23 protein-coding genes and 1 pseudogene are annotated in these 25,296 nt (G+C 42.1%); 9 read left to right on the top strand and 15 right to left on the bottom strand.

Annotated elements, in window-relative coordinates:
- The first annotated feature begins 38 nt into the window (after positions 1-38).
- The gene (locus PDL71_RS16930; protein WP_407523310.1) at positions 39-458 is read left to right on the top strand and encodes a clan AA aspartic protease; all 420 of its coding nucleotides are present in this window, start codon (positions 39-41) and stop codon (positions 456-458) included.
- 7 nt (positions 459-465) lie between these two features.
- Here the strand turns inward: PDL71_RS16930 and PDL71_RS16935 are convergent, their stop codons facing one another.
- From PDL71_RS16935 to PDL71_RS16945, 3 genes are all read right to left on the bottom strand, one after another.
- Entirely contained in the window at positions 466-1,098 is a 633-nt protein-coding gene (locus PDL71_RS16935) for a peptidylprolyl isomerase (protein WP_407523313.1), read from the bottom strand.
- 82 nt (positions 1,099-1,180) lie between these two features.
- Entirely contained in the window at positions 1,181-1,915 is a 735-nt protein-coding gene (locus PDL71_RS16940) for a LytR/AlgR family response regulator transcription factor (RefSeq protein ID WP_407523316.1), read from the bottom strand.
- Between the two features lie 20 nt (positions 1,916-1,935).
- The gene (locus PDL71_RS16945) at positions 1,936-2,988 is read right to left on the bottom strand and encodes a sensor histidine kinase (RefSeq protein ID WP_407523317.1); all 1,053 of its coding nucleotides are present in this window, start codon (positions 2,986-2,988) and stop codon (positions 1,936-1,938) included.
- A gap of 254 nt (positions 2,989-3,242) precedes the next feature.
- Between PDL71_RS16945 and dxs the strand changes: the two genes are divergently transcribed.
- Positions 3,243-5,171, top strand: coding sequence for a 1-deoxy-D-xylulose-5-phosphate synthase (gene dxs, locus PDL71_RS16950; protein WP_407523320.1), 1,929 nt, complete (start codon positions 3,243-3,245; stop codon positions 5,169-5,171).
- A 610-nt stretch (positions 5,172-5,781) separates the two neighbouring features.
- Here dxs and PDL71_RS16955 read toward each other — a convergent pair.
- Entirely contained in the window at positions 5,782-6,219 is a 438-nt protein-coding gene (locus PDL71_RS16955) for a hypothetical protein (RefSeq protein WP_407523322.1), read from the bottom strand.
- A gap of 223 nt (positions 6,220-6,442) precedes the next feature.
- Entirely contained in the window at positions 6,443-7,012 is a 570-nt protein-coding gene (locus tag PDL71_RS16960; protein WP_407523325.1) for a hypothetical protein, read from the bottom strand.
- A 308-nt stretch (positions 7,013-7,320) separates the two neighbouring features.
- Here PDL71_RS16960 and PDL71_RS16965 point away from each other — a divergent pair, with 308 nt between their 5' ends.
- Entirely contained in the window at positions 7,321-7,947 is a 627-nt protein-coding gene (locus tag PDL71_RS16965; RefSeq protein ID WP_407523328.1) for a murein L,D-transpeptidase catalytic domain-containing protein, read from the top strand.
- Positions 7,948-7,995: 48 nt separating this feature from the next.
- On the opposite strand, the gene PDL71_RS16970 is transcribed toward PDL71_RS16965, so the two are convergent.
- From PDL71_RS16970 to PDL71_RS16985, 4 genes are all read right to left on the bottom strand, one after another.
- The gene (locus PDL71_RS16970) at positions 7,996-8,787 is read right to left on the bottom strand and encodes a segregation and condensation protein A (protein WP_407523331.1); all 792 of its coding nucleotides are present in this window, start codon (positions 8,785-8,787) and stop codon (positions 7,996-7,998) included.
- A gap of 191 nt (positions 8,788-8,978) precedes the next feature.
- Positions 8,979-9,908, bottom strand: a complete 930-nt coding sequence (locus PDL71_RS16975) for a DUF3078 domain-containing protein (protein WP_407523334.1) — start codon at positions 9,906-9,908, stop codon at positions 8,979-8,981.
- Positions 9,909-9,975: 67 nt separating this feature from the next.
- Entirely contained in the window at positions 9,976-10,347 is a 372-nt protein-coding gene (gene mscL, locus PDL71_RS16980) for a large-conductance mechanosensitive channel protein MscL (RefSeq protein WP_407523337.1), read from the bottom strand.
- 122 nt (positions 10,348-10,469) lie between these two features.
- On the bottom strand, positions 10,470-11,216 hold the full coding sequence (locus tag PDL71_RS16985; RefSeq protein ID WP_407523339.1) for a PPK2 family polyphosphate kinase: 747 nt from the start codon (positions 11,214-11,216) through the stop codon (positions 10,470-10,472).
- Between the two features lie 74 nt (positions 11,217-11,290).
- Between PDL71_RS16985 and PDL71_RS16990 the strand changes: the two genes are divergently transcribed.
- A complete protein-coding gene (locus PDL71_RS16990) occupies positions 11,291-12,157 on the top strand; it encodes a DMT family transporter (RefSeq protein ID WP_407523342.1) in 867 nt (288 codons plus the stop codon).
- 136 nt (positions 12,158-12,293) lie between these two features.
- Here PDL71_RS16990 and frr read toward each other — a convergent pair whose 3' ends face one another.
- Both frr and PDL71_RS17000 read right to left on the bottom strand, forming a co-directional pair.
- Positions 12,294-12,866 carry a ribosome recycling factor gene (frr, locus tag PDL71_RS16995; protein ID WP_407523345.1) on the bottom strand — a complete coding sequence of 191 codons (573 nt, stop codon included), beginning with the start codon at positions 12,864-12,866 and terminating at the stop codon, positions 12,294-12,296.
- Positions 12,867-12,951: 85 nt separating this feature from the next.
- On the bottom strand, positions 12,952-14,097 hold the full coding sequence (locus PDL71_RS17000; RefSeq protein WP_407523347.1) for an MraY family glycosyltransferase: 1,146 nt from the start codon (positions 14,095-14,097) through the stop codon (positions 12,952-12,954).
- Positions 14,098-14,266: 169 nt separating this feature from the next.
- On the opposite strand from PDL71_RS17000, the gene PDL71_RS17005 reads away from it, so the two are divergent.
- A complete protein-coding gene (locus tag PDL71_RS17005; protein ID WP_407523350.1) occupies positions 14,267-15,106 on the top strand; it encodes a transketolase in 840 nt (279 codons plus the stop codon).
- A 49-nt stretch (positions 15,107-15,155) separates the two neighbouring features.
- On the opposite strand, the gene PDL71_RS17010 is transcribed toward PDL71_RS17005, so the two are convergent.
- From PDL71_RS17010 to arfB, 3 genes and pseudogenes are all read right to left on the bottom strand, one after another.
- A complete protein-coding gene (locus tag PDL71_RS17010; protein ID WP_407523353.1) occupies positions 15,156-15,542 on the bottom strand; it encodes a hypothetical protein in 387 nt (128 codons plus the stop codon).
- An 11-nt stretch (positions 15,543-15,553) separates the two neighbouring features.
- A complete protein-coding gene (locus tag PDL71_RS17015; protein ID WP_407523356.1) occupies positions 15,554-16,588 on the bottom strand; it encodes a cytochrome-c peroxidase in 1,035 nt (344 codons plus the stop codon).
- Positions 16,589-16,978 (bottom strand): annotated as a pseudogene (gene arfB / locus PDL71_RS17020) (alternative ribosome rescue aminoacyl-tRNA hydrolase ArfB); the annotation flags it as partial.
- A 70-nt stretch (positions 16,979-17,048) separates the two neighbouring features.
- Here arfB and dtd point away from each other — a divergent pair.
- From dtd to PDL71_RS17040, 4 genes are all read left to right on the top strand, one after another.
- Complete coding sequence (gene dtd / locus PDL71_RS17025) at positions 17,049-17,501, top strand: D-aminoacyl-tRNA deacylase (protein ID WP_407523359.1); 453 nt, start codon at positions 17,049-17,051, stop codon at positions 17,499-17,501.
- 33 nt (positions 17,502-17,534) lie between these two features.
- The gene (locus tag PDL71_RS17030; RefSeq protein WP_407523362.1) at positions 17,535-17,873 is read left to right on the top strand and encodes a nucleotide pyrophosphohydrolase; all 339 of its coding nucleotides are present in this window, start codon (positions 17,535-17,537) and stop codon (positions 17,871-17,873) included.
- Positions 17,874-17,944: 71 nt separating this feature from the next.
- Positions 17,945-19,402, top strand: a complete 1,458-nt coding sequence (locus PDL71_RS17035; RefSeq protein ID WP_407523364.1) for a glycine--tRNA ligase — start codon at positions 17,945-17,947, stop codon at positions 19,400-19,402.
- An 80-nt stretch (positions 19,403-19,482) separates the two neighbouring features.
- Positions 19,483-19,779, top strand: a complete 297-nt coding sequence (locus PDL71_RS17040; RefSeq protein WP_407523367.1) for a hypothetical protein — start codon at positions 19,483-19,485, stop codon at positions 19,777-19,779.
- Between the two features lie 40 nt (positions 19,780-19,819).
- Here the strand turns inward: PDL71_RS17040 and PDL71_RS17045 are convergent, their stop codons facing one another.
- Positions 19,820-25,219: a S8 family serine peptidase gene (locus tag PDL71_RS17045; protein ID WP_407523369.1), complete on the bottom strand. Its 5,400-nt coding sequence runs from the start codon at positions 25,217-25,219 to the stop codon at positions 19,820-19,822.
- Positions 25,220-25,296 lie beyond the last annotated feature (77 nt).

The following is a 25,296-nucleotide window of genomic DNA, read 5'->3' on the forward strand; positions in this document are numbered from 1 at the left end:
TCCTTTTTATTTTTTGTAACTTTATTCAAATTGCTTTTATGGGCTTAGTATATGCAGAAATAGAGTTGATAAATGGCGAAGACCTTGCACTGAAAAGAAAACACATTATCGGAGAGGATGAAGTAAAGCGCATGACCGTTTCCGCTTTAGTTGATACAGGAAGCTATATGCTTTGTATCAATGAAAACATACAGGAGCAATTACAACTGCCGGTAGTTGAAAAAAGAAAAGCTCAATTAGCTAACGGAGAAATTGTTCAGTGTGATGTAGTGGCACCCGTAGAACTTCGATTTAAGAACAGAGCTACTACCTGCAGGGCTATGGTATTACCGGGAGATAGTGAAGTTTTATTGGGAGCTATTCCCCTGGAAGATATGGATGTATTGATACATCCGCTCAGACAAGAGTTAATTGTAAATCCTGATCATCCCTACTTCGCACAAATGAAATTGAAATAAAAACAAATCATTTGTTTTTTCTTCTAACCAAATACGCCTTCTTCACTACATCCAGTTTCGGAAACTTTTTAAAGAACGCTTCTTTGTTTCTGTACATCGTATCCAATTGATTCATGGTAGTACCTCCATAACCATTGTATAAAGAATCAACGGTTTGCATGCCTTCCACTACTTTACCCAGCACCGGAAATCCTTTTACACCATTGTAGTTAATAGTATCCAATCTTGGATTATCAACAAGGTTGATGAACAGAACCGTACCTCTTGTTTCTTTACCACTTCGTGCATAACTGATGGTGCCACGAACATTGCTTGCTTTTACTTCTTCATCAGGCAGCTTGAATTTGCTCCATGACTTCTCAAGTGCTGTATCACCCGTGCCGAACTGTGCTACAAACTTCGGCACTACCCGGTAAAACACAACACTGTCAAAGAAACTGTGTTTTATTAATTGATATAACCGATCAGCACCCGCAGGTGATAACTCTCTTTTAATTTCAATATCAAAGTTTCCTTTGGTGGTTTCGAAGCGGGCCCAAAAAACAGCAGGAGCTGTTTCTTTGGTCCATTTTTCTTTGAACACCGGCCTGGAGCAGGAAGCGAGGACCCATAAGAAGAGCAGAAGAAATAATCGTTGCATAATAAACATGACAGCATTAGTAAAAAAAATCCCGTCGCATATGAATGTAAGACGGGATCGGAATATCTGAAAGTAAAACTGATTACAAACTCATCATCTCCTTAAACTTCACTGCCTGTCTTCTACTCACTTCAATTTTATCGCCGCCATGAATTTCCAACAGTAAACCTCCGTTAAAATAAGGTTCTACTTTTTCAATCATGCGCAGGTTTACAATGTGCTTACGATTAGCACGGAAAAATACTTTTTCATCCAATCGTTCTTCCAGTGCATTGAGTGATTTTAAAATCAAGGGCTTGTTAGGACCAAAGTAAACTTTGGCATAGTTGCCCACACTTTCAAACAAACGGATTTCACTGAGCTTTACAAACCAGCAACGTTCACCATCTTTTACAAATACCTGGTCACTCTCACTGAGGATACTTTTGTTTACGGATGCCGTAATTTCTGTTTCTTCAGCCGCATCTTCTTCTTCCAGTTTATGAATAGCATCAGCAAGGCGTTTAGGTTCAATGGGTTTTAATAGATAGTCTAAAGCATTTACTTCAAAAGCACGTAAAGCATATTCATCATAAGCCGTGGTGAAAATTACTTCGGGTGTGCGGTTGAGTTCACGCAGGAGATCAAAACCGGTTTTACCGGGCATTTGTATATCCAGGAAAATCAAATCAGGATTTTGAGCTTCAATTTTCTGAATACCCTCATCTACATTGGCTGCTTCATCCACCACTTCTATCTCAGGATACTCACCCAGCAGTTTTTTTAACTCGTTGCGGGCCAAACGTTCATCATCAATTATGATTGCTCTTTTATGCATGGATTAAAGTTTTCTGAAAATTATACATTCACAGGCATTTGTACAATGGCTTCCACCTGTGTATCATGAGTATTTTTTAAAACAAAGGATGCTTTATCGCCAAACATCAGCTTTAACCGATCCATTGTACTGCTTACGCCAAATCCTCCGTTATTATAACTGCCGTTGAGTTTACCCGTGTTCCGCACAATCAGTACATGATGGAAATTATTGAACCTTGAAACAATCTGCACTTCACCACCTGCAATATTTTTACTGATACCATGCTTGATGGCATTTTCCACCAATGTTTGCAGCATCATAGGAGGCACCGGCTGGTCCAGTGTATCTTCGTCAATATCAAACTTCACCTTGAGCCGTTCTTCAAAACGCATCTGCTCCAGTGCCAGGTAATCTTTTACAATATTGAGTTCTTTTTCAAAAGGAACTGTTTCGGCTTTCTCTGCCTGCATACTGCTGCGTAAAATATTACTCAGCTCTGTAATGGCGGTACGTGCCCTGCTTGGGTTTTCATCCACTAATGCACGGATACTGTTGAGCGAATTAAAAATAAAATGCGGATTGATGTGCGACTTAATCGTTTGCAACTGCAAATCACGAATGAGCGATTCTGCCTTTAATGATTCAATCTGCTGATTACGTACACGCTCCACATAGTGATAAATAAAGTAAATGAGATTCCACACCAGCAGGGTTACAAAAGAATTAAATGTATTACCAATTAACCGGCTGGTAAAGCTGAATTTTATTTCGTTGGGTTCATACAGGTTAAACTTACTGTAGCACATCTGTTGCAGGAAGGCCAGTAAAAAAGAAACCGAAGCAGTAATGGCTACAAAATAAACAGCCTGCTTTTCAAATGATTTCTGCAACACATTCAACCGCAGCAATACCGCACGCATGAGGTGTGTGAGTACTAATCCAAGTGTTGTAAGAATCAAAACCCGCCACAAAAACAAAGTTGTTATTTCGCCCCGGAAGGTCCAGGAAAAGAACACATTCACCAGCAGGTTAGCACCCCATCCGGCAATCTGGCACCACCAGTAAGCTGATATTTTTTTTAAAGCCTGCATAAATTAAATCCTCATTCAGTTTGGTACGGGTAGCTGTTTTAAACCTGTTATCTGCAAAGCTACCCTCACCCTCCGCAACAGAGGGTTTAAATGTACAAAGGGTTGATTACTTTTGTAAATGGAATAAATGAGGGATAAGACCCTTAAAAAGAAGCCGGCAGTTTTACAACCTTTATAGCGATAGGTTGTTAAATTATGCTCCCGCTGTAAAAAGGCGCTCATTTTTTCTATTTTTACCACTTATTCAACTCATTATGGAAATTAAACCCGGATCGTTGCTCAGTAAAATCAATAACCCGGATGATCTGAAGCAGCTCTCCATGGACCAACTGCCCCGGCTTTGTGATGAACTGCGTCAATACATTATTGATATCGTAAGTGTGCACGGCGGGCATTTTGGTGCCAGCCTGGGTGTGGTGGAACTTTCTACAGCCCTGCATTATGTGTACAACACGCCGTACGATCAACTCGTATGGGATGTGGGTCACCAGGCCTACGGTCATAAGATACTCACCGGCCGCAGGGATAACTTTCATACGAACCGTAAGTACAAAGGCCTGAGCGGTTTTCCTAAACGCAGCGAAAGTGAATATGATACGTTTGGCGTGGGTCACTCTTCCACTTCCATTTCTGCAGCACTGGGTATGGCCATGGCCGCCAAACTGAAAGGTGAAGACCGTAAAGCGGTAGCCGTAATTGGTGATGGCGCTATGACGGCCGGTCTGGCTTTTGAAGCCATGAACCATGCAGGCGTGGCAGACAGTGATGTGCTCATCATCCTTAATGACAACTGCATGAGCATTGACCCCAACGTGGGCGCTCTCAAAGAATACTTAACTGATATTACTACTTCACCGGCTTATAACCGTTTGAAAGATGATATCTGGAATGCCCTGGGCAAATTACCCGTAGGCAAAAACTTTACCCGTGATATGGCCAGCAAGCTGGAGCACAGCATCAAGGGTTTTGTAAACAGGAACAGTAACCTGTTTGAAGCGCTCAAGCTCCGCTACTTTGGTCCTATTGACGGTCATAATATTACCAAGCTGGTAGATACGTTGAAGGATCTCAAAAATATTCCCGGCCCCAAGTTGCTGCATATTGTAACCGTTAAAGGAAAGGGTTATGAGCTGGCCGAAAAAGATCAAACCAAGTGGCATGCACCCGGACTGTTTGATAAAGTAACCGGCGAAATCCAGAAGAAGAAGTTTGATACACCTCAGCCGCCCAAGTACCAGGATGTGTTTGGTCATACCATTATTGAGTTAGCTGAGAAGAATGAAAAGATCGTTGGTGTAACACCTGCTATGCCCAGCGGTTCTTCTTTAAAGTTCATGATGGATAAAATGCCGCACCGTGCTTTTGATGTGGGCATTTGTGAGCAGCATGCGGTTACACTCAGTGCCGGTATGGCTACGCAGGGTATGAAAGTATTCTGCAATATTTACTCTTCCTTTATGCAGCGTGCTTATGATATGGTGGTGCATGATGCAGCCATTCAAAAACTGCCGGTGATCTTTTGCTTAGACCGTGCCGGTCTTGTAGGTGAAGATGGACCTACCCATCATGGTTGTTATGATATTGCTTATATGCGTTGTGTGCCTAATATGATTGTAGCCGCTCCTATGAACGAAGCGGAGCTGCGGAACATGATGTACACAGCTCAGTTAGATACCCATACATTACCCATCTCTATCCGTTACCCTCGTGGTGAAGGTGTGATGCCGGAGTGGCGCACAGAAATGAAGGAGATTGAAATCGGTAAGGGACGTAAGCTGAAGGATGGAGAAGGTATTGCCATTCTTTCGTTTGGTCACCCGGGCAATTTTGCGGCCAGTGCTATACGTGAGTTAAAGAACGATGGTATTAACCCGGCGCATTATGATATGCGTTTTGCCAAGCCGTTGGATGAAGCATTGCTGCATGAAGTGTTTGCAAAGTATGAGAAAGTAGTTACGGTGGAAGATGGTTGTGTACAGGGTGGATTTGGCAGTGCGGTGCTGGAGTTTATGGCCGAACATAATTATAAAGCCGAAGTAAAGATCCTGGGCATACCTGATCGTTTGGTAGAGCACGGCACACCTAAACAGTTGTATGATGAAATTGGTATTGATGCCAATGGTATTGCAAAGACGGTACGGGAAATGATGAACGTAACGGTGAAGGTGCTGGTGAATGGATAATTAATTGCATTGATGATAATGATGTCCCGGAGTTGAAACAGCTCCGGGATTTTTTATGATGGTTCGTAGCAGTTACATTAACTTTTGTTCTTTCGTTGTTTTTCTTACTGGTTGGTGTCTTCACCAACTACATCAAATCATAAACATTTCTTACGCCGTTGTTGGTCGCCTGACCAATCAACAAGTAGACGGAAATAATTTCCCGGCGGTTCCCTCCTAACGTCGGGATGACAGCTCTGTGGGGCTATGAAACAATTATTAAATGTTGTACAAACTCAATCTTGTTTGTACTGCTGAATACTTACGCCGTTGTTGGTCGCCTGACCAATCAACAAGTAGACGGAAATAATTTCCCGGCGGTTCCCTCCTAACGTCGGGATGACAGCTCTGTGGGGCTATGAAACAATTATTGATTGTTGACAAACTCAATCTTGTTTGTACTGCTGAATACTTACGCCGTTGTTGGTCGCCTGACCAATCAACAAGTAAACGGAATTAATTTCCCGGCGGTTCCCTCCTAACGTCGGGATGACAGCCCTGCGGAGCCATGAAACAATTATTGAATGTTGTACAAACTCAATCTTGTTTGTTCTGCTGAAAACTTCATCCATCAATACACCAATACAGGAACTCCGCTGCTGCAATCAACTGCTTTGGGCTCCGGCAGTACACGGCAATCAGAGCCTACTGCATACTTTACATTATAGAAGCTTTGTTGCTCGTTGTAGTGCCTGATTTTTTTCATGAGGCAATCTACATCTCCATTCAAACGGTAGGGCAGGTAAGTCCAGGGACCGCCGCAGGGTTTAGCACCCACGGGTGTAATACCCCAGCCATTGGCCCGCTGGCAGGTTGCCGAGCCGGAGAGCGCTACAATATCATCCCAAAGTTGATTGAGTAACTGTTGATCCTGCTGCACTGTACTTACAGCAGTAATAACCTGTGCAGGAATACATTCATCTGTTTTGGTTTTGCCTGTATTTTCTTTTTCGCAGGAACTGAGCAACGCAAGGGTCAGCAGTGTGAGCAGCAGGTATTTTAAGTTCATGAGCTTTTTATTACCTAACAGTTGCAGGTGAGGGAACGTTGCATGGTTTTCGTTTTTTATAAAGATGCTGCTCCTGCAACGCATCCGGATTATCACTTAAGATGGTACGCAGGTTTTTCTTCCGTTTGTGCTGCAGCACCAAGAAAGGTGAAAAGAAAAACAACGAGCAGCGATTTTACAGCATGTGAATGATGCTTTAAAGAAAGTTTATGAATGTAAGGGCTTAAAACACTCCCGAAAAAGTCAACCCAATCGCATTGGCTGAGTAAGAACGGGAGGTGTTGTCTTTATACGTCATGAAGGTATAAGAAAGCGCCACCAATCCATAGCCTGCTTCTACTACAACACCGGGCGAAGAAGTAAGTTTAGCATTCTCTCCTAAACCATCAAAGTTGATACGGATGGCTTGGTGCGTTACCAATCCTGCGGCCACTCTTATTTTATCAGGTGATATATAGTTAGCCGTTAGTTGCAGGGGAATACGGGTGAGACGGATATGAGCATTATCAGCTTTAGTGGTTACATATTTAATACCCACACTGCTGCGCAGAAAGAAGGTTTCTTTTTGATTGAGCCGGAACTGGGCACCTGCATAAACAGTTCCACCCTGCCCTGCTTTAATGTCTTGTGTACTGCCATCTGTAAAATAAACTTCGGCTACTTTATCACCCCCCAGCTCTAAGGCGCCACCTAATAAAAAACGAACCGGCTTATTAGTGTTTTTCTTTTGCTGTGCGGTTGCTGTAGTTACAAGGGCTGAGATCATTAAAAGGGTCCAACAGATTTGTTTCATGGTATTTAATTAGGCTGCAAAATAAAGGGAAGTTTCACAGGCCTGTAAAAATGTTCAGTCCTTTTTATTCATTTACTGTTTGATGGCCTTAACAACCAGATTGGAATCATTATTGTTTTATCCTGCACTCCATCACCTGAAAAAAAATTTGGAACGCCGTCAGACGAGGGCGTCAGACGTCGACAGTTCCTTTTTTAAATCCTAACACCCTCTTCTGAATTATTTTCTTAACGAGAGTTTAAGAAGCTAACCTGTATTGGTTTATGGAATAGTTACGTTTTGGTATCTCCGCTTTCAACCAACCGATTATGTTGTACAAACTCTGTTTTGCATTGCTGCTGCTTGCCTGCATTCATTGCTCCGGCAGAAAAGAATCCAACACCAACCGTAAAAGAACTGCTCCTGCTGCCACCATAAAACCTGCTGATGAAGAGCAAAAGGTTCAGAACTATGCCAACCAACTGCTGGCCTATGCCAAACAGAATAACTATGCTACGGATTATGCGTTCCTGTTTGATGTAAAAGCCCACAGCGGCAGCAAACGTTTTTATGTGTACAGTTTCAGAAAGAATAAGATCATTCACAAAGGATTGGTAACACATGGCAACTGTGGTGAAGCTTTTTTAACAGGCCGCAGGTATAGGAATACTGTTGGCTGCAACTGCAGTTCGCTGGGTAAATACAAAATCGGCAACAGTTATTACGGCAGGTTCGGGCTTGCTTATAAACTTCATGGATTGGAAAGCAGCAATAACAAAGCCTTTGAACGGTTTGTGGTTTTGCATGCACACAGTTGTGTGCCGGATGATGACGTGAAGCCTTACCCCATTTGCCAGAGCAATGGCTGCCCTACGGTGTCGCCCGGCTTTTTACAAACGCTGGCAACTTATATTGATAAAAGTAAAAAGCCGCTGCTGTTGTGGATGTATGAATAAAAAATGGTTCCAATTTACAGGAACCATTAAATCATTTATTCAAAACAATTAATTCAACTCCGGGTTGATAATAATCTCTGCAGCATCAGGCTCCCGGTTCTCATTCCATTCAATGATGAAATTGTTTTTGCCTTCGCCTACCAGGAGTGTCATATAACGTTGTTGTGAAAGCTCCAGTAATGATAAAAAAAGGAAGATGGCATGGATGCGGTTTTCGCACACTTCAAATAACTTTTCAAAAGCCATCGTCTTTTCTTCCTTCACCATGTGGAGCATATAATCACGGCTGCCCTCCATGGTGTAGTTGTACTGCACTACGGTATGCACCGGTTTATTATTACGGTCGTGCTGCTTCTTTATCACCCGCTCAAATGTTTTCATCAATTTGAACAGTGTGATGGTTTGTATTTCTGTTCCCTCACCGGCTTCTTCACCAATCTGCGCCAGCTCTTTGGTGATGTTGCCACGTTTTACCATGTACATACGCTGGGCTTCCATTTCGGCCATTTGCAGACTGGCTTCTTTAAAGCGTTTGTACTCCAGGATTTTATCCACCAGTTCCTGGCGGGGGTCAATTTCATTGCCCTGCTCATCCAGTTCTTTACGGGGCAGCAATAATTTCGCTTTAATACGCATGAGCGTGGAGATGAATAAAATAAACTCACTGCTGAGTTCAATATTCAACTCTTCACTGGTATGAATGTAGTCCAGGAAATCGTTGATGATTCTGGTAATGGGAATATTGTAGATGTCCAGTTCATCCCGTTCAATGAAAAACAATAACAGGTCAAAAGGACCTTCAAACTGGGGTAATTTAATCTGGTAAGCTTGTGTATGCACGAATCAAAAAATTTAAAGGTTCAGCAACCGGCCGAACCTTGCAAATGTAGGGGAAGCGGCTTAAGAAAAGAGGGTGGGTTTTCCCCATAAAAAGAGGCGGGTTTGAAACCCACCCCTTTTCATTCCCCTGATTTTTTAAGCGTTCTCCTCCCCTCCCTGGAGGGGACATATAGCCTGCAAATGCGAGGGTTTTAAAATGTTGCTGTGAAACCAACACCCAATAAGGATTTCCATTGCGTGCCCAGTTTGCGGCCGGGACGTTTGGCATCATTTACATCATCATCATAAATTAAATCGAAGTTGTAGGTAACACCGATGTATTTATTCACCTTCATGCCAATTACATTGGTCCAGAACACATCTACATTTTTTGGATTGTTGCGGTAGTTACTGAACAGATCCAGGCGGCTGGTAAGGTTGATGTTTTTGGCAATATCCCTTTTGAGATTGGCGGTTAAAAAAGCACCGATTTCATTGATAGAGGATTTGGTGGTATCTGTAAAACCAAAGATGCGGCGCAGATCTTTATGACCACCACTTACCACTACCCAGCGGGAAGTAACCGGAGATAGAAACACATCAAATGTTTTATTAGGCTTGTACATTAAACCCGGTGAAAGCAATACATAAGCAGGTGCAAAAAAAGCGGAGTTCTGCTTTTTAGGTGTGGCGGAGTAATCAAAACCATCTGTAAACTGTGTACGCACATTACCCAATACAGATACATACCATTTGGGATTTTTCAATTGGTATCCGTATTTGCTGAGCAGGTCAATACGATCATCATTTTTACGGGTGCCAATGCTGGTGGCATTTACAATACCGTATTGCAGGTTAGCCGTATTATCCCAGATATTTCTTCCTTTTTTATAATAAGCAAAGCCATTGGTAATTGCATTGATGGAGAAGGAAGCACGCTCTGCACCAGCTGCCCAGTTACGGCTGGCGCCCTGTGAAAGGTTAAGGTTGAATACACCACCTTTGGTCCAGCCTTCTTTTTGTTGTTCTTCTTTTTTTACTTCACGGTTGGCTTCTTTTTTCATGTTTTCCACCTGTTGATCCTGTGCGAATGTCATCAATACAAGAAACAAGGCAGTTGAGGTGAGCAAAATCTGTTTCATAAAATCTGTTTTGAATTATAAAAAAACGGCAATGGCTACGCCGTTGCCGTAAAACAATACTGTTACATTATTTTCTGAGTGCGTCTCTTATTTCACGCAGGAGCACAATATCTTCCGGTGTGGGAGGTGGTGCGGCCGGTGGTTCTTCTTTTTTGGTTTTGTTGAGTGCTTTAATAATTAAAAAGAGGAAGAAAGCAATTACAACAAACTTAACGGTGGCGGATATGGCCATACCGTATTTAAGTTCTGCTTCTCCCACTTTTACAGACAAGGCATCAAAATTAATGCCGCCTGTAAGCATCCCCACAACGGGCATTAAAATGTGATCAACAATAGCACTTACGATGGCGCCGAAAGCACCACCAATTACTACGCCGACTGCAAGGTCGACTACATTACCTTTCATAGCGAATTCCTTGAATTCTTTAAGCATACCCATAACGATTGGTTTTTGTTGGTTAATAAAATGTATGTGTTGAGATGAGAAGGTCAGCAGTTAACAAGTGGGAGGGATGGTACAAATCTTACAAAAAACAAACCAAATTGCAAATCTCAAGGCCATCATTTTTTTAAACCGGGGTATTGCATCCTCAATGCTTTGAGTGTATCGTACACTTTTTGGGCCACCAGGTATTCTTTATACCAGTTCTGATCTGCCGGAATAATATGCCAGGGAATACGGTTGCACTGATTGAAGCAGACTTCATAATACTTCAGGTATTGCTTCCACAATTTTGCTTCTTCAAAATCTTTTTCGTTGTACTTCCACATTTTGCGGGGGTCGTGGGTGCGTTCTTTCAGTCGCTCCTGTTGTTCCTTTGGTGAAATATGCAGATAGAACTTGAGAATTTTGGTACTGTTATGCTCCGCCAGCAACTGTTCAAAATCATTAATGGATTTGATCCTTTTTTCAGCCGTTGCATCATCACACCAACTATGTACACGGGTGATGAGAATATCTTCATAATGACTGCGGTTGAAAATTTTGATCATGCCTTTGGCGGGTGCTTCTTTATGTATCCGCCATAAAAAATCATGACTCAGTTCTTCGGGTGTGGGTGCTTTCCAACTGGCTACTGAAACACCGAGTGGATTTAAAGAACCAAATACGTTCCGCAGTGTGCCATCTTTACCGCTGGCATCCATTCCCTGGATCACCACCAGCAGTGCATGTTTGCCTTCCGCAATCAAACGGTTCTGCAACTCATCCAGTTCTTCCAGCAGCTTTGCCGTTTTTGCTTTTGTTTTTTCTTTATCGAGACCTTTGGGAGCTCTTGTGCTGATGGAAGCGAGTTTGATGGATGCCATGGTTGCTGTTTGTGCTACGAATATAAATAATCCATCTTGCCATTCCGTGTATTTCGCCCACCTTTGCAGCTTCTATGAACGGAAAACTCATCAGCTGGGCTTTGTTTATTGTACTCTGTATCATCTGGGGCAGTTCTTTTATTCTGATGAAAGAAGGACTGCAACAACTAACTGCCTACCAGGTAGCAGCTGTGCGTATGCTCAGTGCCGGTGTAATTTTATTGCCCTTTGCTTACCAAGGTTTTTTGCAGGTAGAACGGAAGAAACTGGGTTTGATTGTACTCACGGGTATCATCGGCAGTTTTATCCCGGCCATACTGTTTTGTGTAGCCGAAACAAAGATTGACAGCGCTCTCGCCGGGATGCTCAACGCTTTAACACCACTCTGTGTGATTTTGATTGGTGTACTTTTTTTCAAAAGCAAAACTGCCTCTAAAAAAATTGCCGGTGTTATTGTAGGTTTTGCCGGTATGGTGTTACTATTTCTTACTAAAGAAGCAGCTGCACAGGATATGCATTGGTTTTATGCGTTCCTCGTTTTTCTTGCCACGCTCAGTTATGGTTTGAATGTAAATATCCTCAGTCAGCATCTTAAACAGGTTTCATCGCTGCACATCGCTTCCATTGCGTTTGTATCACTCATCATTCCTGCAGTAGCTGTATTGTGGGCTGATGGTTTTTTTAATCATTCCTTTACGCAAAAGAAAGTGTTATGGTCAGTTGGTGCCAGTGCGGTGCTGGGTGTATTTGGCACCGCCATTGCTTCTGTTTTGTTTTATATGCTTATGAAAAGAGCCGGGGCTTTGTTCAGCAGTATGGTTACCTACGGTATTCCTTTTGTGGCCGTAGGCTGGGGTTTGATTTATGGCGAAAGTATTACACCGCTGCAACTGCTGGGTTTACTTATTATTCTTTGCGGAGTGTACATTGCCAATAAATAATTCTGATTCCTCATGTTTTGAAGCTATTGGTGTCAGGACGCCGTGGAGGCGTCAGACACTTTGAACGAAAAGCAATATCTATCAAAAAAAAAGGAGATGCAGTGCACCTCCTTTCCTCAAAATAAATTCTTATTGATTATACGCTCATGATTTCTTTATCCTTCGCTTCAAGGTGTTTATCAATCTGAGCGGTGTATTTGTTGGTTAAGTCCTGGATGTCTTTTTCTGCATCTTTAGCAGCATCTTCACTCAAACCATCTTTCTGTAATTTCTTAATATGTTCAATGGCATCACGACGGATGTTGCGGATGGCTACCTTGGTATGCTCTCCTTCCCCATTCACTCTTTTTACCAGTTCTTTCCGGCGTTCTTCTGTAAGCGGGGGTAAAAACAAACGGATGATATTACCATCGTTCTGCGGTGTTAAACCAATATTGGCATTGATGATGGAACGCTCAATAGGCTGCAGCATATTTTTTTCCCAAGGTTGAATGGTGATGGTTCTTGCATCACTCACACTGATGTTTCCTACCTGGTTGATGGGTGTAGGTGAGCCGTAATAATCCACTACAATTCCATCCAGCATATTAGGATTAGCTCTTCCCGCACGGATTTTCACTAATTCTGTTTCCAGGTGCTGGATTGCTTTTATCATATGCTCTTCTGCATCGTTGAAAACCAAGGTCAACTGGCCACTCGTATCTGACATATAAATTTTTTTTGAATTGCAAACCTAATAAAAACATGCTATTCTGCCGCAGGAGTAGAACTGAAAATAAGAAACTGCAACAGGATTATTTTGCCATTTCCTCCGCTTCCATACCGGTTGTGCCGGTTTTGAGCGTGATAACCTTGGTTTCAATATCCAAGCCTTTTTCACCACGGAGTGTATGATACAACTGGCGGCGTTTGGTACGGTTGGTATAGATGAGCAGGCTGATGGTGGAGAAACCAATACTAACAAGACCTAAAAGCAAAATGGTATTACCTAATGTGCGGCTGAAAAACGTAAGGGCAATGATGAGCACATTAAAACTCACGGCCAAAAAAGCAACCATGTTATGACTGCATCCTTTTTCCAATAACAAATGATGCACATGGTTACGATCGGGACTGAACGGTGAGCGGCGTGATAAGATGCGATAGGAAAAAATACGAAGTGTGTCAAATAAAGGAACAAACAACACTGCAAAACCGATGGCCGGAGCAGCCGGCAAATAAATAGCAGCCGTTGGCACGGTTGCAATCTGTATAAACTTGATGACTAAAATTGAATTAACAGTACCCAGCAATAAGGAGCCCGTATCGCCCATGAAAATTTTGGCGGGAGAAACATTGAAAATCAAAAACGCTGATAAAGCTCCTGCCATACTGAAAGCCATTACGGAATACAAATGCTGGTTTACCAGGAAAAAGTAAACTCCTAAACAGGAAGCAGCTAATAAACCAAGTGAACCGGCCAGCCCATCTACCCCATCAATCAAATTAAAAGAGTTGGTAATAACGATGATGGTAAAAATGGTAATAGCTACACTAATGGCATATGGCATTTCATGAATTCCCAGGAAACCATGCATACTGTTAATGAGCACACCGCCTTTAAAAACAAGAATAGCTGCTGCTACTACCTGGCCCAAAAACTTTTTGAAGGGAGTTAACACCACAATATCATCTTTAATACCCAGGAAGAAAATCACCATAAATGCAGCGGTCATAAACTGGAGTTCCAGTCCGCCAAAAGGCACAGCCATTAAAAGCGCTAATATGAATCCGGCAAAAATTCCGATACCACCCAAAGAAGGAACAGGGTTTGCATGAAGTTTACGGTCGTCATCGGGCACATCAAACAAATGCTTCATCTCGGCCACCCTTATAATAATTGGTATAGCAGAAAACGTAATAAGAAACGCTATAACAGAGCCAATCAAAAGGTGATCCATACAGTTGTTTGTTTTGGGACTATAACGGCAAAGCTATAAATATAATGTCAATATCAAAATCCAACTACGGGATTTAGGTGCAACCATTTACTCACATGATCCCCTGAATGTTGAAAAAGTTTCCTCACCCCGCTAATTTTCCTATAGATTTGCCGCAATTTTTAAAAACATGCCCGAATTAAAAGAAATAGCCACCCAACTGCGTCGTGATATTGTGCGGATGGTGCATGGCTGCCAGAGCGGACACCCCGGCGGCTCCCTGGGTTGTACTGAGTATTTTACTGCCCTTTATTTTAAAGTGATGAAGCATAACCCGTCTTTTGATATGGATGGGCGTAACGAAGATTTGTTTTTCCTGAGCAATGGGCATATCACTCCTATTTATTATCCGGCGCTGGCCAGAAGCGGATATTTTCCGGTGGAGGAACTCAAAACCTTCCGTCGGCTGAACTCCCGTTTACAGGGCCACCCTACCACGCATGAGCACTTGCCCGGGGTACGTATTGCATCCGGTTCATTAGGCCAGGGAATGAGTGTGGCTATTGGCGCAGCACTTGCAAAAAAGCTCAATAATGATCCGCATATTGTTTATTCCTTACATGGCGATGGCGAGTTGCAGGAAGGCCAGGTTTGGGAAGCTGTGATAGCGGCAGCGCATCATAAAGTAGATAATCTTATTTCAACAGTTGATTGGAATGGACAGCAGATTGACGGGCCCACCAGCAAGGTGATGAATATTGGCGACTTGGGTGCAAAGTTTTCAGCGTTTGGCTGGGAAGTGCTGCACGTAGAGGATGGTAATGATATGGACCAGATGGTGGCCGGCCTGGAAAAAGCAAAAACTTATGTGGGCAAGGGCAAGCCGATTGTGATTTTGATGAAAACAGCCATGGGCAAGGGTATTGATTTTATGGAAGGCAGTCATGAGTGGCATGGCATTGCACCCAATGATGAGCAACTGGCAAAAGCATTGGCTCAATTAGGTGAAACCAGTTTGGGTGATTATTAAAATGGTTTTTGATTGAAATAGAAAATCCGCTTGATAAAGGCGGATTTTTTTATTGTAGGTATCGAATAGCACTTTTTACTTTGAATGAATAAAAGTGTTGTCTTTTTTCTGAAGAGCTAGGGAGTTGATAATTTGATTGAGACTTAGGATTATATATTACTGTTACTATATAAGTTCCAACCATTAGATTGGGAGAATGACTTCTTTCGTTAACAAATTGAAGATTTACTTTTTCACCCCATAAAATCTTATCCGATTCACGAACTATTTCTGCTGTAAGATTTAAAGGCATTTGACCATAACAAGAATTAGAGTAATTTGAGGCAGGCCAATATGATAATTTTACAACTAATGTAAACTGCTTTTCTGAACTATCTGTAATTTGTGCATTAGCATGACTAAAGAATAGATAGGAAATAAAAATAAAATACTTCATAGCCAATAGTTTTAATCTATTTTCCAATACCTACCGTCCCTCACAAACTTCTCATCCGTTAAGGTTCTTAAAAAAACAATCAGTGCATTTTGTTCTGCTGCAGAAAGCGGAATTCCATTTTTTAAACTTGCGTCCAATGTAAAACTTTGCTGCACACCCGAGTTGTAATGGTCAAACACCTGGCTGAACGCAACAAATCTTCCATCATGCATAAATGGATAACTGTAAAACAAATTGCGGAGTGATGGCACACGAAATTTTAATGAGTCTTCTCTTTTACCAGTAACATCCATTCTTCCTTTATCATTGATGGCAGTATTTATTGGCAACCCGATATTCCTGAAACTATCATCTGCAAACAATGGTTCTTTATGACAGCTACTGCATTTGTTTTGAAACACCGTATAACCTGTTTGCTCAAGAAATGTATATGTGGTAAGTCCTTGTTTTACTGAATCGTATTTTGTTGCTGCGCTCACCATTGTAGCGGTAAATGTTGCAAGCGCATTGAGTAAACGTTCTTTGGTAATATCATTACTTCCATAAGCTGCTTTGAAATAGGGTTGGTACTTATTCAATGCTTCCAGTTTAAGATGTGCATGCTGTGCACTACCGCCCATATCAATATGACTGTTGAGATGTGCTTCAATCATATCTTCCATGCGGTTGTAACGTCCGTCCCATCCAAAAGATGTGCGCCATAATAAATTAAACAGCGGCGGTGCATTGCGGTTGCTGTGTGCACCATTGATGCCGTGACTTAAATCATGATCATAAGTTCCAAATGTTGCTACCTGCTGATGACAACTGCCGCAACTGATGGAACCATCAGCTGAAAGAGCTCCTTCATAAAATAATCTTCTGCCCAGCTCAATGCGTTCTCTGGTCAACGGTGTTGTTGTAAACTGCACCTGTGCAGGAAAGCCGGGCGGATTGGGAATGGTTACAACAGTGCCGCCTTTGTAGTCATCTTTTCTGCACGCATCTGTTACCATTGCCATTGCAAATGCAACTACTAAAAACAATATGGTGTTTTGTTTGCTCACTCAAAAATCTCCTGGTTTTAATTTTCTGCGACTGGCTTTTTGTTCACCCTGTTTCTTTTTAGACTCAAAACGTTTTTCTTTTGCTGCTTTGGAAGGCTTGGTTGCAATCCGAGCTTTCTTGGGTGTGAGCGCCTGTGAAACGATGTAATTCATCTTCACCACTACTTCTTCCTTATTACTTTGCTGGGTACGGTGTACCTGGCTTTTTATCTGTAGCAATCCTTCTTTGGTAATACGGTTGCTGAGTTTATGCAGCAGCAGTTCTTTTTGTTCATTCGTAATGAATGCAGAAGCAGCAATGTTCCAATAGCCCATCACCATGGTTTCTACTTTGTTTACATTTTGTCCGCCGCTGCCGCCGCTTCGGGCAGTGGTGAATTGTATTTCGCTGCTGATGTCTATGTTCATGCTGCTGAACCCTTAATTTTAGGCATTAAAAATACAACGAAACATTGGCAACATGCGAGCAGTAATACAAAGAGTCAACAAGGCCTCTGTTACAGTAGAAGGAACCATTACCGGACAAATTGAAAAAGGATTGCTTGTACTGCTGGGTATTGAAGATGCAGATGGCAAAGAAGATATTGAATGGCTGAGTAGTAAAATCTGCAACCTCCGCATTTTTGATGATGAACAGGGCGTGATGAATCTAAGTGTGAAAGATGTTGGTGGAAGCATTTTATTGGTGAGCCAGTTTACATTACATGCTTCTACCAAAAAAGGAAACAGACCATCTTACATACGAGCCAGTAAACCGGAGATGGCCGTTCCTATGTATGAGCAGATGCTGCAACAGTTGAAGATGGATCTCGGCAAAAAAATTGAAGCGGGAGTTTTTGGTGCTGATATGAAAGTGGAACTGCTGAATGATGGTCCTGTGACGATTGTGATGGATACGAAGAACAAAGAATAATTGATAATTGGTTAACGGATAAATGATACTATTATGAATGCAGACTTAACAATAAAACAAGCGCAGCAACAAGTTGATGAATGGATTAAGACTGTGGGTGTGCGTTACTTTAATGAATTGACCAACCTTGGTATTTTGATGGAAGAAGTGGGTGAATTGTCACGGTTGATGGTGCGTACCTATGGTGAACAGAGTTTTAAAGAAAGTGATAAAGGCAAAGAGCTGAGTGATGAAATGGCAGATGTGTTGTGGGTACTGATTTGCCTGGCCAATCAAACCGGTGTTGATTTAACCACTGCACTGCAACAAAATTTTGAAAAAAAGATGAACAGGGATAAGGAGCGGCATCAGCAAAATGAAAAGTTGAAATAAAGCTTTCCCTTTCTTTCCATCGCTCCCCTTGCCTTCAAACGCTTATCTTTGCCACCTTTAAAAAGTGATACATGGCAAGCGAAAAACTCTTTGCAAACATCATCTCCCACGCCAAAGAATACGGCTATATTTTTCAATCATCTGAAATCTATGATGGTTTAAGTGCCGTATATGACTACGGCCAATACGGTGCCCAGCTCAAAAAAAATATCCGTGATGCCTGGTGGAAAAGTATGACCCAACTCCACGACAATATCGTTGGTATTGATGCGGCCATCTTTATGCATCCTACTACGTGGAAAGCCAGTGGTCATGTGGACAATTTCAGCGACCCGATGATTGATAACAAAGACAGCAAAAAACGCTACCGTGTTGATCATTTGATTGAAGCACATGCGGAGACACTTCCTAAAGAGCAAGGTGCTGCACTCATTGCTGAAATGGAACAATTGTTGAGCAAAGATGATTTTGCGGGTATCAAACAACTCATTGAAACCAATAAAATCAAATGTTCCGTAAGCGGCACCAGCAACTGGACCGATGTACGCCAGTTTAACCTCATGTTTTCAACAGAGTTTGGTGCGGTGAGCAGTGATAACCCGGATGATAATATTGTGTACCTGCGGCCGGAAACGGCACAGGGCATTTTTGTAAACTTCCTCAATGTGCAAAAGACCGGTCGTATGAAAATTCCGTTCGGCATTGCACAAACAGGTAAGGCCTTTCGTAATGAAATTGTAGCCCGTCAGTTCATCTTCCGTATGCGGGAGTTTGAGCAGATGGAAATGCAGTTCTTTGTTCGTCCCGGTACAGAACTGGATTGGTACGCCAAGTGGAAAGAAACTAGAATGCAATGGCATAAAGACCTGGGCTTACCGGCAGAGAAACTTCGTTTTCATGATCATATCAAATTGGCACATTATGCCAATGCAGCTGTAGACATTGAATTTGAATTCCCGTTTGGATGGAAAGAATTGGAAGGTATTCACTCACGTACGGATTATGATTTACGTCGCCACCAGGAGTTCAGCAAAAAGAAACTACAGTATTTCGATAATGATTTAAATGCAGATGGTAAACCCTATGGCAATTATATTCCGTATGTAGTAGAAACATCGGTTGGTTTGGATCGCCTGTTCCTCACGGTACTCAGCAATGCGTATCATGAAGAAGTGGTGCCTACGGCTGAAGAAGGAAAAACAGATACAAGGGTGGTGTTGCGTTTACCAGCCAAAATCGCCCCCATTAAACTGGCTGTTTTTCCGCTTACTAAAAAAGACGGGCTTCCTGAACTGGCTGATTCAATTATTAATGATTGCCGTCCTCATTTTCATTGTTTTTATGAAGAGAAGGATGCCATTGGCAAACGTTACCGCAGGCAGGATGCTATTGGTACGCCCTTTTGTGTAACAGTGGACCATCAAACAAAGGAAGATGGAACTGTTACCATACGTGACAGGGATAGCCTGGAGCAACAACGCATACCTGCAACCGCTGTAAAACAATATGTTATGAATAAAATTGTATAATTGACGTTCATGGGCTTACTTTGCACCTAAGCGTACGGCAATAGAATCAACCCTGTTAAATTCACTAAACCCAATTAAAAATGAAACTTGCCAGTTCAACACTCGAAATTCACCTGCTTATTTTCCTCGGCTTTATGTTGGTTGCTGTGATCATTGGCTACCTCATAGGCAAGCGAAAAGAAGCTCAATTAAACAAAAGAATCCTGGAAGTGGAAACAGAAATGTTACATGCCAACAGTGAAGTTTTGCAGTATGCTGAAATCAATAAACAATTAACAGATGCATTGGAAAAGGCAAAAGTACCATTGCCTTCGATTGCCAAGCATAAAGAGGAAGAAGAAAAATTACGTTCCATCCCTCTCGGTAAAATAGGTTAAAATAAAAAACCCCGCCGCTGGTGGGGTTTTTTATTTACGGTTATTGTTTAATAAACTTTTGTGTAAATACATCTCCTTCCCTGCTTCTTATTTCAATAAAGTAAATACCGGCAGCCAGCGAATTGATGTTGATGAATGCATTACTGTAATTACGCTGTTGTTGTAATACTGTTTGCCCGGCAGCAGTAGTAATACGGATATTCATTTCACGGATGCCTGTTTTAGTTCCTGTTACTATCTGCAATTGTGATCCGCTGTTATTGTATACGTTTTCAATAAACATTCCGTTTGATGAAGATTGTATTGTTACAATTGGTGAATAGCTGTACTTGCCATCGAGGTCTACCATTTTCAAACGGTATTGTAAACGCTGCCCTTTTAACAAAGCATCTTCATCGGTATAAGCATAGTATTGAGGTTGTGCCGTAGTGCCCGCTGCTTTTACTTCTTTTATTTTTTCAAAATTGGTTACAGCATCAATACGTCGCTCCAATTCAAAATGACTGGTGTTGTTTTCAGTTTGTGTTTGCCATTTCAGATCCACATGCGATAAACGTTTGCTGCCGGTGAACTCAACCAATGTTACCGGCAACGGTGTGGATTGATTGCTACCGCCGCTGTTAATCCAGAACTCAGAAAAACTCCGCACTTTAAACTCCGCATAGTAGCCATTGTTATACGGAATGATATCCACTTCTGCAGGAGTTAAGAAGGCATAGCTGCCGCTGTTATTATCCAGCAATGTTCCGTTTTCTGTAGACGGATTGGAACCGGTGAACTTGGTAACACCCGCAATAAATGCATCCGTAATATTGGTACAGGTACCACAATTCGTAGCATTGATCATAGTTGTTGCTTCCTGTTCTGTAAAATAAAAACGTACCGCTACACTATCTGTAAGCGGATTCGCAGGTTTAATTACGATGTTACGATCCAGGTAATATTGATTGTTTGCAGTTCGAACTACACCGCTGGTATTAAAATAAACACTCGCTGTTGTATTACCGAGGTTTTGACCGAGCGGATTAATAGCGGCAATCATATTACCACCGCTTGTAAATGGAATCCAGTTGTTGCCACCTGTAATATTCTGCGTTAAACCGTTAACATCTGCCCCGGTATAAATCGTTTGAGCTTCACCAATGTGAATGTCATCAATACCAATACCTTCCCGCTGAACAAGCACATCAGAATAAAGCAGAAAGCGAAAACGTACAGAAGATGCCGTGGTTGGTATGGCTACACTGGAAACATGCCAGCGTTGTAAACTGGTGAGCCATGTATTTACCGGAGAAGTAAACCAGTTGGTACCGCCATTCTGTACCCCCAACCGCTGCCAGGTAACACCATTATCAATAGTATATTCAACTGTGTGAAAATCGAAGTTATCTTCCTGCTGAGATATATGTGCAAAGCTCAGAACAGGATTGGTTAAGCTGCTTAAATCATAACAGGGTGAGTAGAGATATGAGTTTTCATTGTTCTTATACGTACCGGACAAAGCAGTAAACCATGCATTGTTACCATTGGCAGCCCTGCGTAACCTGCTTCTCGTAAGAGGATCTGTTTGCCCCCATTTCCAGGAACTGTAACTACCTATTGTAAAAAAGTTTCCGTCATTGGCTTCAAAACGTTGGAGGTAAGGATAAGAATTGATAACAGGACTGTTATATACTTTCCAATTGTTAACACTATCATTCAATGGATAATTATCTGATGGCAGTTGCGTCCATGCATCAATTTCATAAGTTCTGAATTGCGAAAGATCAGCCGAGGTAGTAAAGCTGTAATCAATGGTACTGTTACCGGCAATTGCAGGAATGGTACCGGCCACAGCTACTCCATTATCAATACGATAATAAACAGGAACATTGTTAAATGTTGTTGCCGATGTATTCTGAACTCTGATAGTGATCGTAGCAGCAGCACCTGCACTGCAATTGAAAACGGAAGGAGCAACGATTTGCGTTACGGTTAAATCATTCACAGCAGCACTGATCCGGACATCATCAAACGAAAAACCATCATCAATATCCGATCCTTCGGCCAGGTACGTACCATTGTTAGAAGAAGCCATTCCTGTTTGATCAAATCTTAATTGAAAACTGGAGCTGAGACTTTGCCCGGCATTAGCCAATAGTTCTTCTATATTCAATGACACTTGTTTTATTTCACCGAGTTCACCCTGGTTATTGCTGAGGTTGTAGGCTAATACCCATGGCTGATTGTCCTCTCCACGCATCCATACACCTGTTGCATTCAGGTTTAACTGTCCCTGGTTGCGGAATTTAAAATCAAGCCGCAAACCGGGCGTTGCCAGGTGATTGGTCATATTGTAAGTGGCCAGTAAGCTATTGGTATTTAATGTGCCGATAAACTGATTGGCATCGAGGTACAAAGAACGGTTGCCATTGATCTGCATCGAAGAATTGATATAGGTACGCAATCTTCCATTGGTAGTATTGGGTTGAAAATCGAAACGCTCTGCATTGGTTAACCCGATCCTGTTTGTTCTGTAGATGTCATCACCCGTGCTTTCAAAGCCATCGATATGAGGCAAAGCAACAGGAGCGTTATCCAGATGACGGACCGAATAAACAACCTCATCATTTTCTGTACGCAGATCATTAATTTGTTTTACAAACACACGGAGTGAATAAATACCTGCTGCAGAAAAATCATAGGTAGCGCTGAACGTATAATCAAGCGTTCCGCCGGCCGCAATACTGATACCCGGATTCTCATTTACAATAGCTCCCCCATTTACCTGGTAAGAAACCGTATAAGTTGCAGATGAAGCAGCGTTATCCAGGTTTTTAATCCGTACAGTTACCGGATGTGCAGCGTTGAGTGCAGTAGAAGTAAGTCTTCTTCCAATAATGGAAGAAAGAATGGTATCTATTTTAAGATCATTATCAAAAAATGCATCCGTACAGGGAGAACTGCTCCTCGGCAAAATACTTCTTGCATCAGCTCTTCTTGAAACAGAATCTGTTAATCGGGGGCGGATCGAAAACCAATAAGTTGTATTTCTGTCAAGACCACTCACACGATGATTAAGCGATGCAGTGGTAGCAACATTGGTTAACACACCGTTTACCAACTGCATCACCTGGTAATCTGTAGCACCCGTTACTGCTGACCAGGTAAGATCCACATATCCTTCGCAGGGTACGGTAGCCGAAAGTGTGGGTTGATCGGCAATAACAAAATTGCCGGGTGATGTTGAATAAACAGAGCCTGAAGTTCTCTTGATACGCACTTTAGCTTTGTTACTGTTTACGGCAGGTACCGTCCAGAAATAACGGAAATCAGTAGCTGCAATACCATCAGCAATTAATTGCCAGGTACCACCATCATCCAGTGAATATTCCAAACGATACGTATCAGAGCTTCCATCATTTGCTTCCCAACTGATTGCTTCCTGTCTTCCGGAAGAAGCAAATGAACTGAACCGTTCGCCACCGTAAGGATAAAGCAAGGTAAGCTCAGGTTGAATGAATTCGTACGTCACAAAAAACTCCTGCGAGCCTGTAACATTAAATCCATTTACATTAATGCTTACAGAAGTGCCGGGATTATCAATAGTTACCTGTTCAATATTGTTGAGATGATCTGCTCCTCTTACTGCATTGTTATTGACGGAAGCAGGTGCCGGATTGAGAATCCATGGCTCATAAACAGATCCATCCGTAACCGTAAGATCCAGATCATTTTCCAATGCATTCATATTATTGGGTAATCCTTCACGGTCGTGCCAGTAAAGCATTAGTTTCAATTGTTTGGTACCTGCCGGTACTGCAATCACCTGTGTATGATTTCCACCTGTTGATACTGAATTGCTGTAATACCTGTTTTGCTCCAGCATCTGCACAGCACGTTGTGCATTTACAAAACCAAAACCGGCACGGTAATCAGGACCGGGATTACCGATATCGTTAGCTGTATTACACAAAACATTTTTTAATAATCCTGATTTGGGATTGCTTCCATTCAATTGTTTGTAACGTTGTGTGAGCAAAGTCCAGATACCTGTTACACCGGGTGCGGCAAAACTGGTTCCTGTGTTATTGTAATAACCATTGTTGATATTAGTTCCCTCAACTTGTCCGCCTGAAGCAAGAATCTCCGGTTTGATACGACCATCATTTACAGGTCCTTTACTGGAGAAACCGGAAATAACATTTACGACTACATTATAACTTCCAACAGATAAAACATTCTTGGCAGCCTGGTAACCGCTTTTTACTGTACCAAAACCGGTGGGATATGGTGTACAGGTCAATGTTCCATCATTACCCACTGCAAAAATGTGCTGCAGGTAAGGATTGGCAAACAGTTGACCATCGATATACGCACTGAGTTCATTGTAATCTCCGTTACCATTACAACCGCTCAACCCATTAAAGTAGGAGTTATTGGTTACCGTTAGTCCATAATCTGTTACATAAGTGGGCGATTTGGTTACAATGAAATCAAAAAAATCAGTGATAAGAAAACTGGCCGGCGCCACACCTGTTAACCGCTCCTGTATAATACCATCTCCTGAAACTACACTGCTCACCAGGGTACCATGTGCAGAGCTGCTAATGAGCGATGGATTTCGGTTAACAGCATTGGTTGTGTTATCAAGATGCGAAGTTGGATCTGCATTATCACCTACACCCGCTGTTATTCCACTACCATTCAATTGACGGGCCACCCCCTGGTTTGCTGTGAGCGCTGTTAAACCATACACTGCACGCTCCCGGTGATTTAATTGCTGTGGCGTAAAATGAGCCTGGTTGAGATAACTGATAAAAGGCAGTGATGCAATTTCTTTGACATTGGTGCCGGAGATGGTACCAACTAATAAACCACGATTGATGAACTGATCACTGGTAAGCGAAAAACCGGATTGCTTTAAAACAGGAAGCGCTTCTGCAACATCAACACCGGGCATGAGTTGTACACTTAGCTTAACGGTTGAAGCTGTAAGAAAGGGCTGTTTTAAAAACAAAGACAACGCTCTTCCGTACTTATATTCACCGGGCAACTGCACCACACTTTTTACACCGGCATCTTTTAACACCACAGCTGATGGATACACTTTGCTGCGAACCTGGTAAGCATGGTCAGGAAGATAGTGCAGGAATTCAACACCATTTACTTCCAAACGTTTCAATTGTTCAGCTCCCGGTTTTGCATCAAAGACCAAAATGAAATAACCTTCCTTCTTCCACCAGCCTTTTTTTACTTCGTTCCGCACACCTTCTTCCGAAGTATTTTCTTTTATGAGCACATCACCCTGTTTGAGATGCAATGATCCAATTGCTTTTTGAGCATGAAGTAAGGAGGAGGAACTTAAAAGAAAAAGTAGAAGAGAAAAACGTAAGATATAAACACGTACATAGCTGAACATGTACATAAGATTTGTAAGAGGATTGGATTTGTAATTCATAGCTATCTGGATTTACCGGAAATTGGTAGCAGTAAAAGTACTCAAATAAGCCAAAAAAGATAATATTTCCGCTGTTT

It is taken from the genome of Lacibacter sp. MH-610, from assembly GCF_045780045.1.
GTDB lineage: Bacteria > Bacteroidota > Bacteroidia > Chitinophagales > Chitinophagaceae > Lacibacter.

What these genes read in the sequence shown, in the direction of transcription:
- PDL71_RS16930 (WP_407523310.1), top strand. Translation starts at nt 39, where the DNA reads ATGGGCTTAGTATATGCAGAAATAGAGTTGATAAATGGCGAAGACCTT.
- PDL71_RS16935 (WP_407523313.1), bottom strand. Translation starts at nt 1,098, where the DNA reads ATGCAACGATTATTTCTTCTGCTCTTCTTATGGGTCCTCGCTTCCTGC.
- PDL71_RS16940 (WP_407523316.1), bottom strand. Translation starts at nt 1,915, where the DNA reads ATGCATAAAAGAGCAATCATAATTGATGATGAACGTTTGGCCCGCAAC.
- PDL71_RS16945 (WP_407523317.1), bottom strand. Translation starts at nt 2,988, where the DNA reads ATGCAGGCTTTAAAAAAAATATCAGCTTACTGGTGGTGCCAGATTGCC.
- dxs (WP_407523320.1), top strand. Translation starts at nt 3,243, where the DNA reads ATGGAAATTAAACCCGGATCGTTGCTCAGTAAAATCAATAACCCGGAT.
- PDL71_RS16955 (WP_407523322.1), bottom strand. Translation starts at nt 6,219, where the DNA reads ATGAACTTAAAATACCTGCTGCTCACACTGCTGACCCTTGCGTTGCTC.
- PDL71_RS16960 (WP_407523325.1), bottom strand. Translation starts at nt 7,012, where the DNA reads ATGAAACAAATCTGTTGGACCCTTTTAATGATCTCAGCCCTTGTAACT.
- PDL71_RS16965 (WP_407523328.1), top strand. Translation starts at nt 7,321, where the DNA reads ATGTTGTACAAACTCTGTTTTGCATTGCTGCTGCTTGCCTGCATTCAT.
- PDL71_RS16975 (WP_407523334.1), bottom strand. Translation starts at nt 9,908, where the DNA reads ATGAAACAGATTTTGCTCACCTCAACTGCCTTGTTTCTTGTATTGATG.
- mscL (WP_407523337.1), bottom strand. Translation starts at nt 10,347, where the DNA reads ATGGGTATGCTTAAAGAATTCAAGGAATTCGCTATGAAAGGTAATGTA.
- PDL71_RS16985 (WP_407523339.1), bottom strand. Translation starts at nt 11,216, where the DNA reads ATGGCATCCATCAAACTCGCTTCCATCAGCACAAGAGCTCCCAAAGGT.
- PDL71_RS16990 (WP_407523342.1), top strand. Translation starts at nt 11,291, where the DNA reads ATGAACGGAAAACTCATCAGCTGGGCTTTGTTTATTGTACTCTGTATC.
- frr (WP_407523345.1), bottom strand. Translation starts at nt 12,866, where the DNA reads ATGTCAGATACGAGTGGCCAGTTGACCTTGGTTTTCAACGATGCAGAA.
- PDL71_RS17000 (WP_407523347.1), bottom strand. Translation starts at nt 14,097, where the DNA reads ATGGATCACCTTTTGATTGGCTCTGTTATAGCGTTTCTTATTACGTTT.
- PDL71_RS17005 (WP_407523350.1), top strand. Translation starts at nt 14,267, where the DNA reads ATGCCCGAATTAAAAGAAATAGCCACCCAACTGCGTCGTGATATTGTG.
- PDL71_RS17010 (WP_407523353.1), bottom strand. Translation starts at nt 15,542, where the DNA reads ATGAAGTATTTTATTTTTATTTCCTATCTATTCTTTAGTCATGCTAAT.
- dtd (WP_407523359.1), top strand. Translation starts at nt 17,049, where the DNA reads ATGCGAGCAGTAATACAAAGAGTCAACAAGGCCTCTGTTACAGTAGAA.
- PDL71_RS17030 (WP_407523362.1), top strand. Translation starts at nt 17,535, where the DNA reads ATGAATGCAGACTTAACAATAAAACAAGCGCAGCAACAAGTTGATGAA.
- PDL71_RS17035 (WP_407523364.1), top strand. Translation starts at nt 17,945, where the DNA reads ATGGCAAGCGAAAAACTCTTTGCAAACATCATCTCCCACGCCAAAGAA.
- PDL71_RS17040 (WP_407523367.1), top strand. Translation starts at nt 19,483, where the DNA reads ATGAAACTTGCCAGTTCAACACTCGAAATTCACCTGCTTATTTTCCTC.
- PDL71_RS17045 (WP_407523369.1), bottom strand. Translation starts at nt 25,219, where the DNA reads ATGAATTACAAATCCAATCCTCTTACAAATCTTATGTACATGTTCAGC.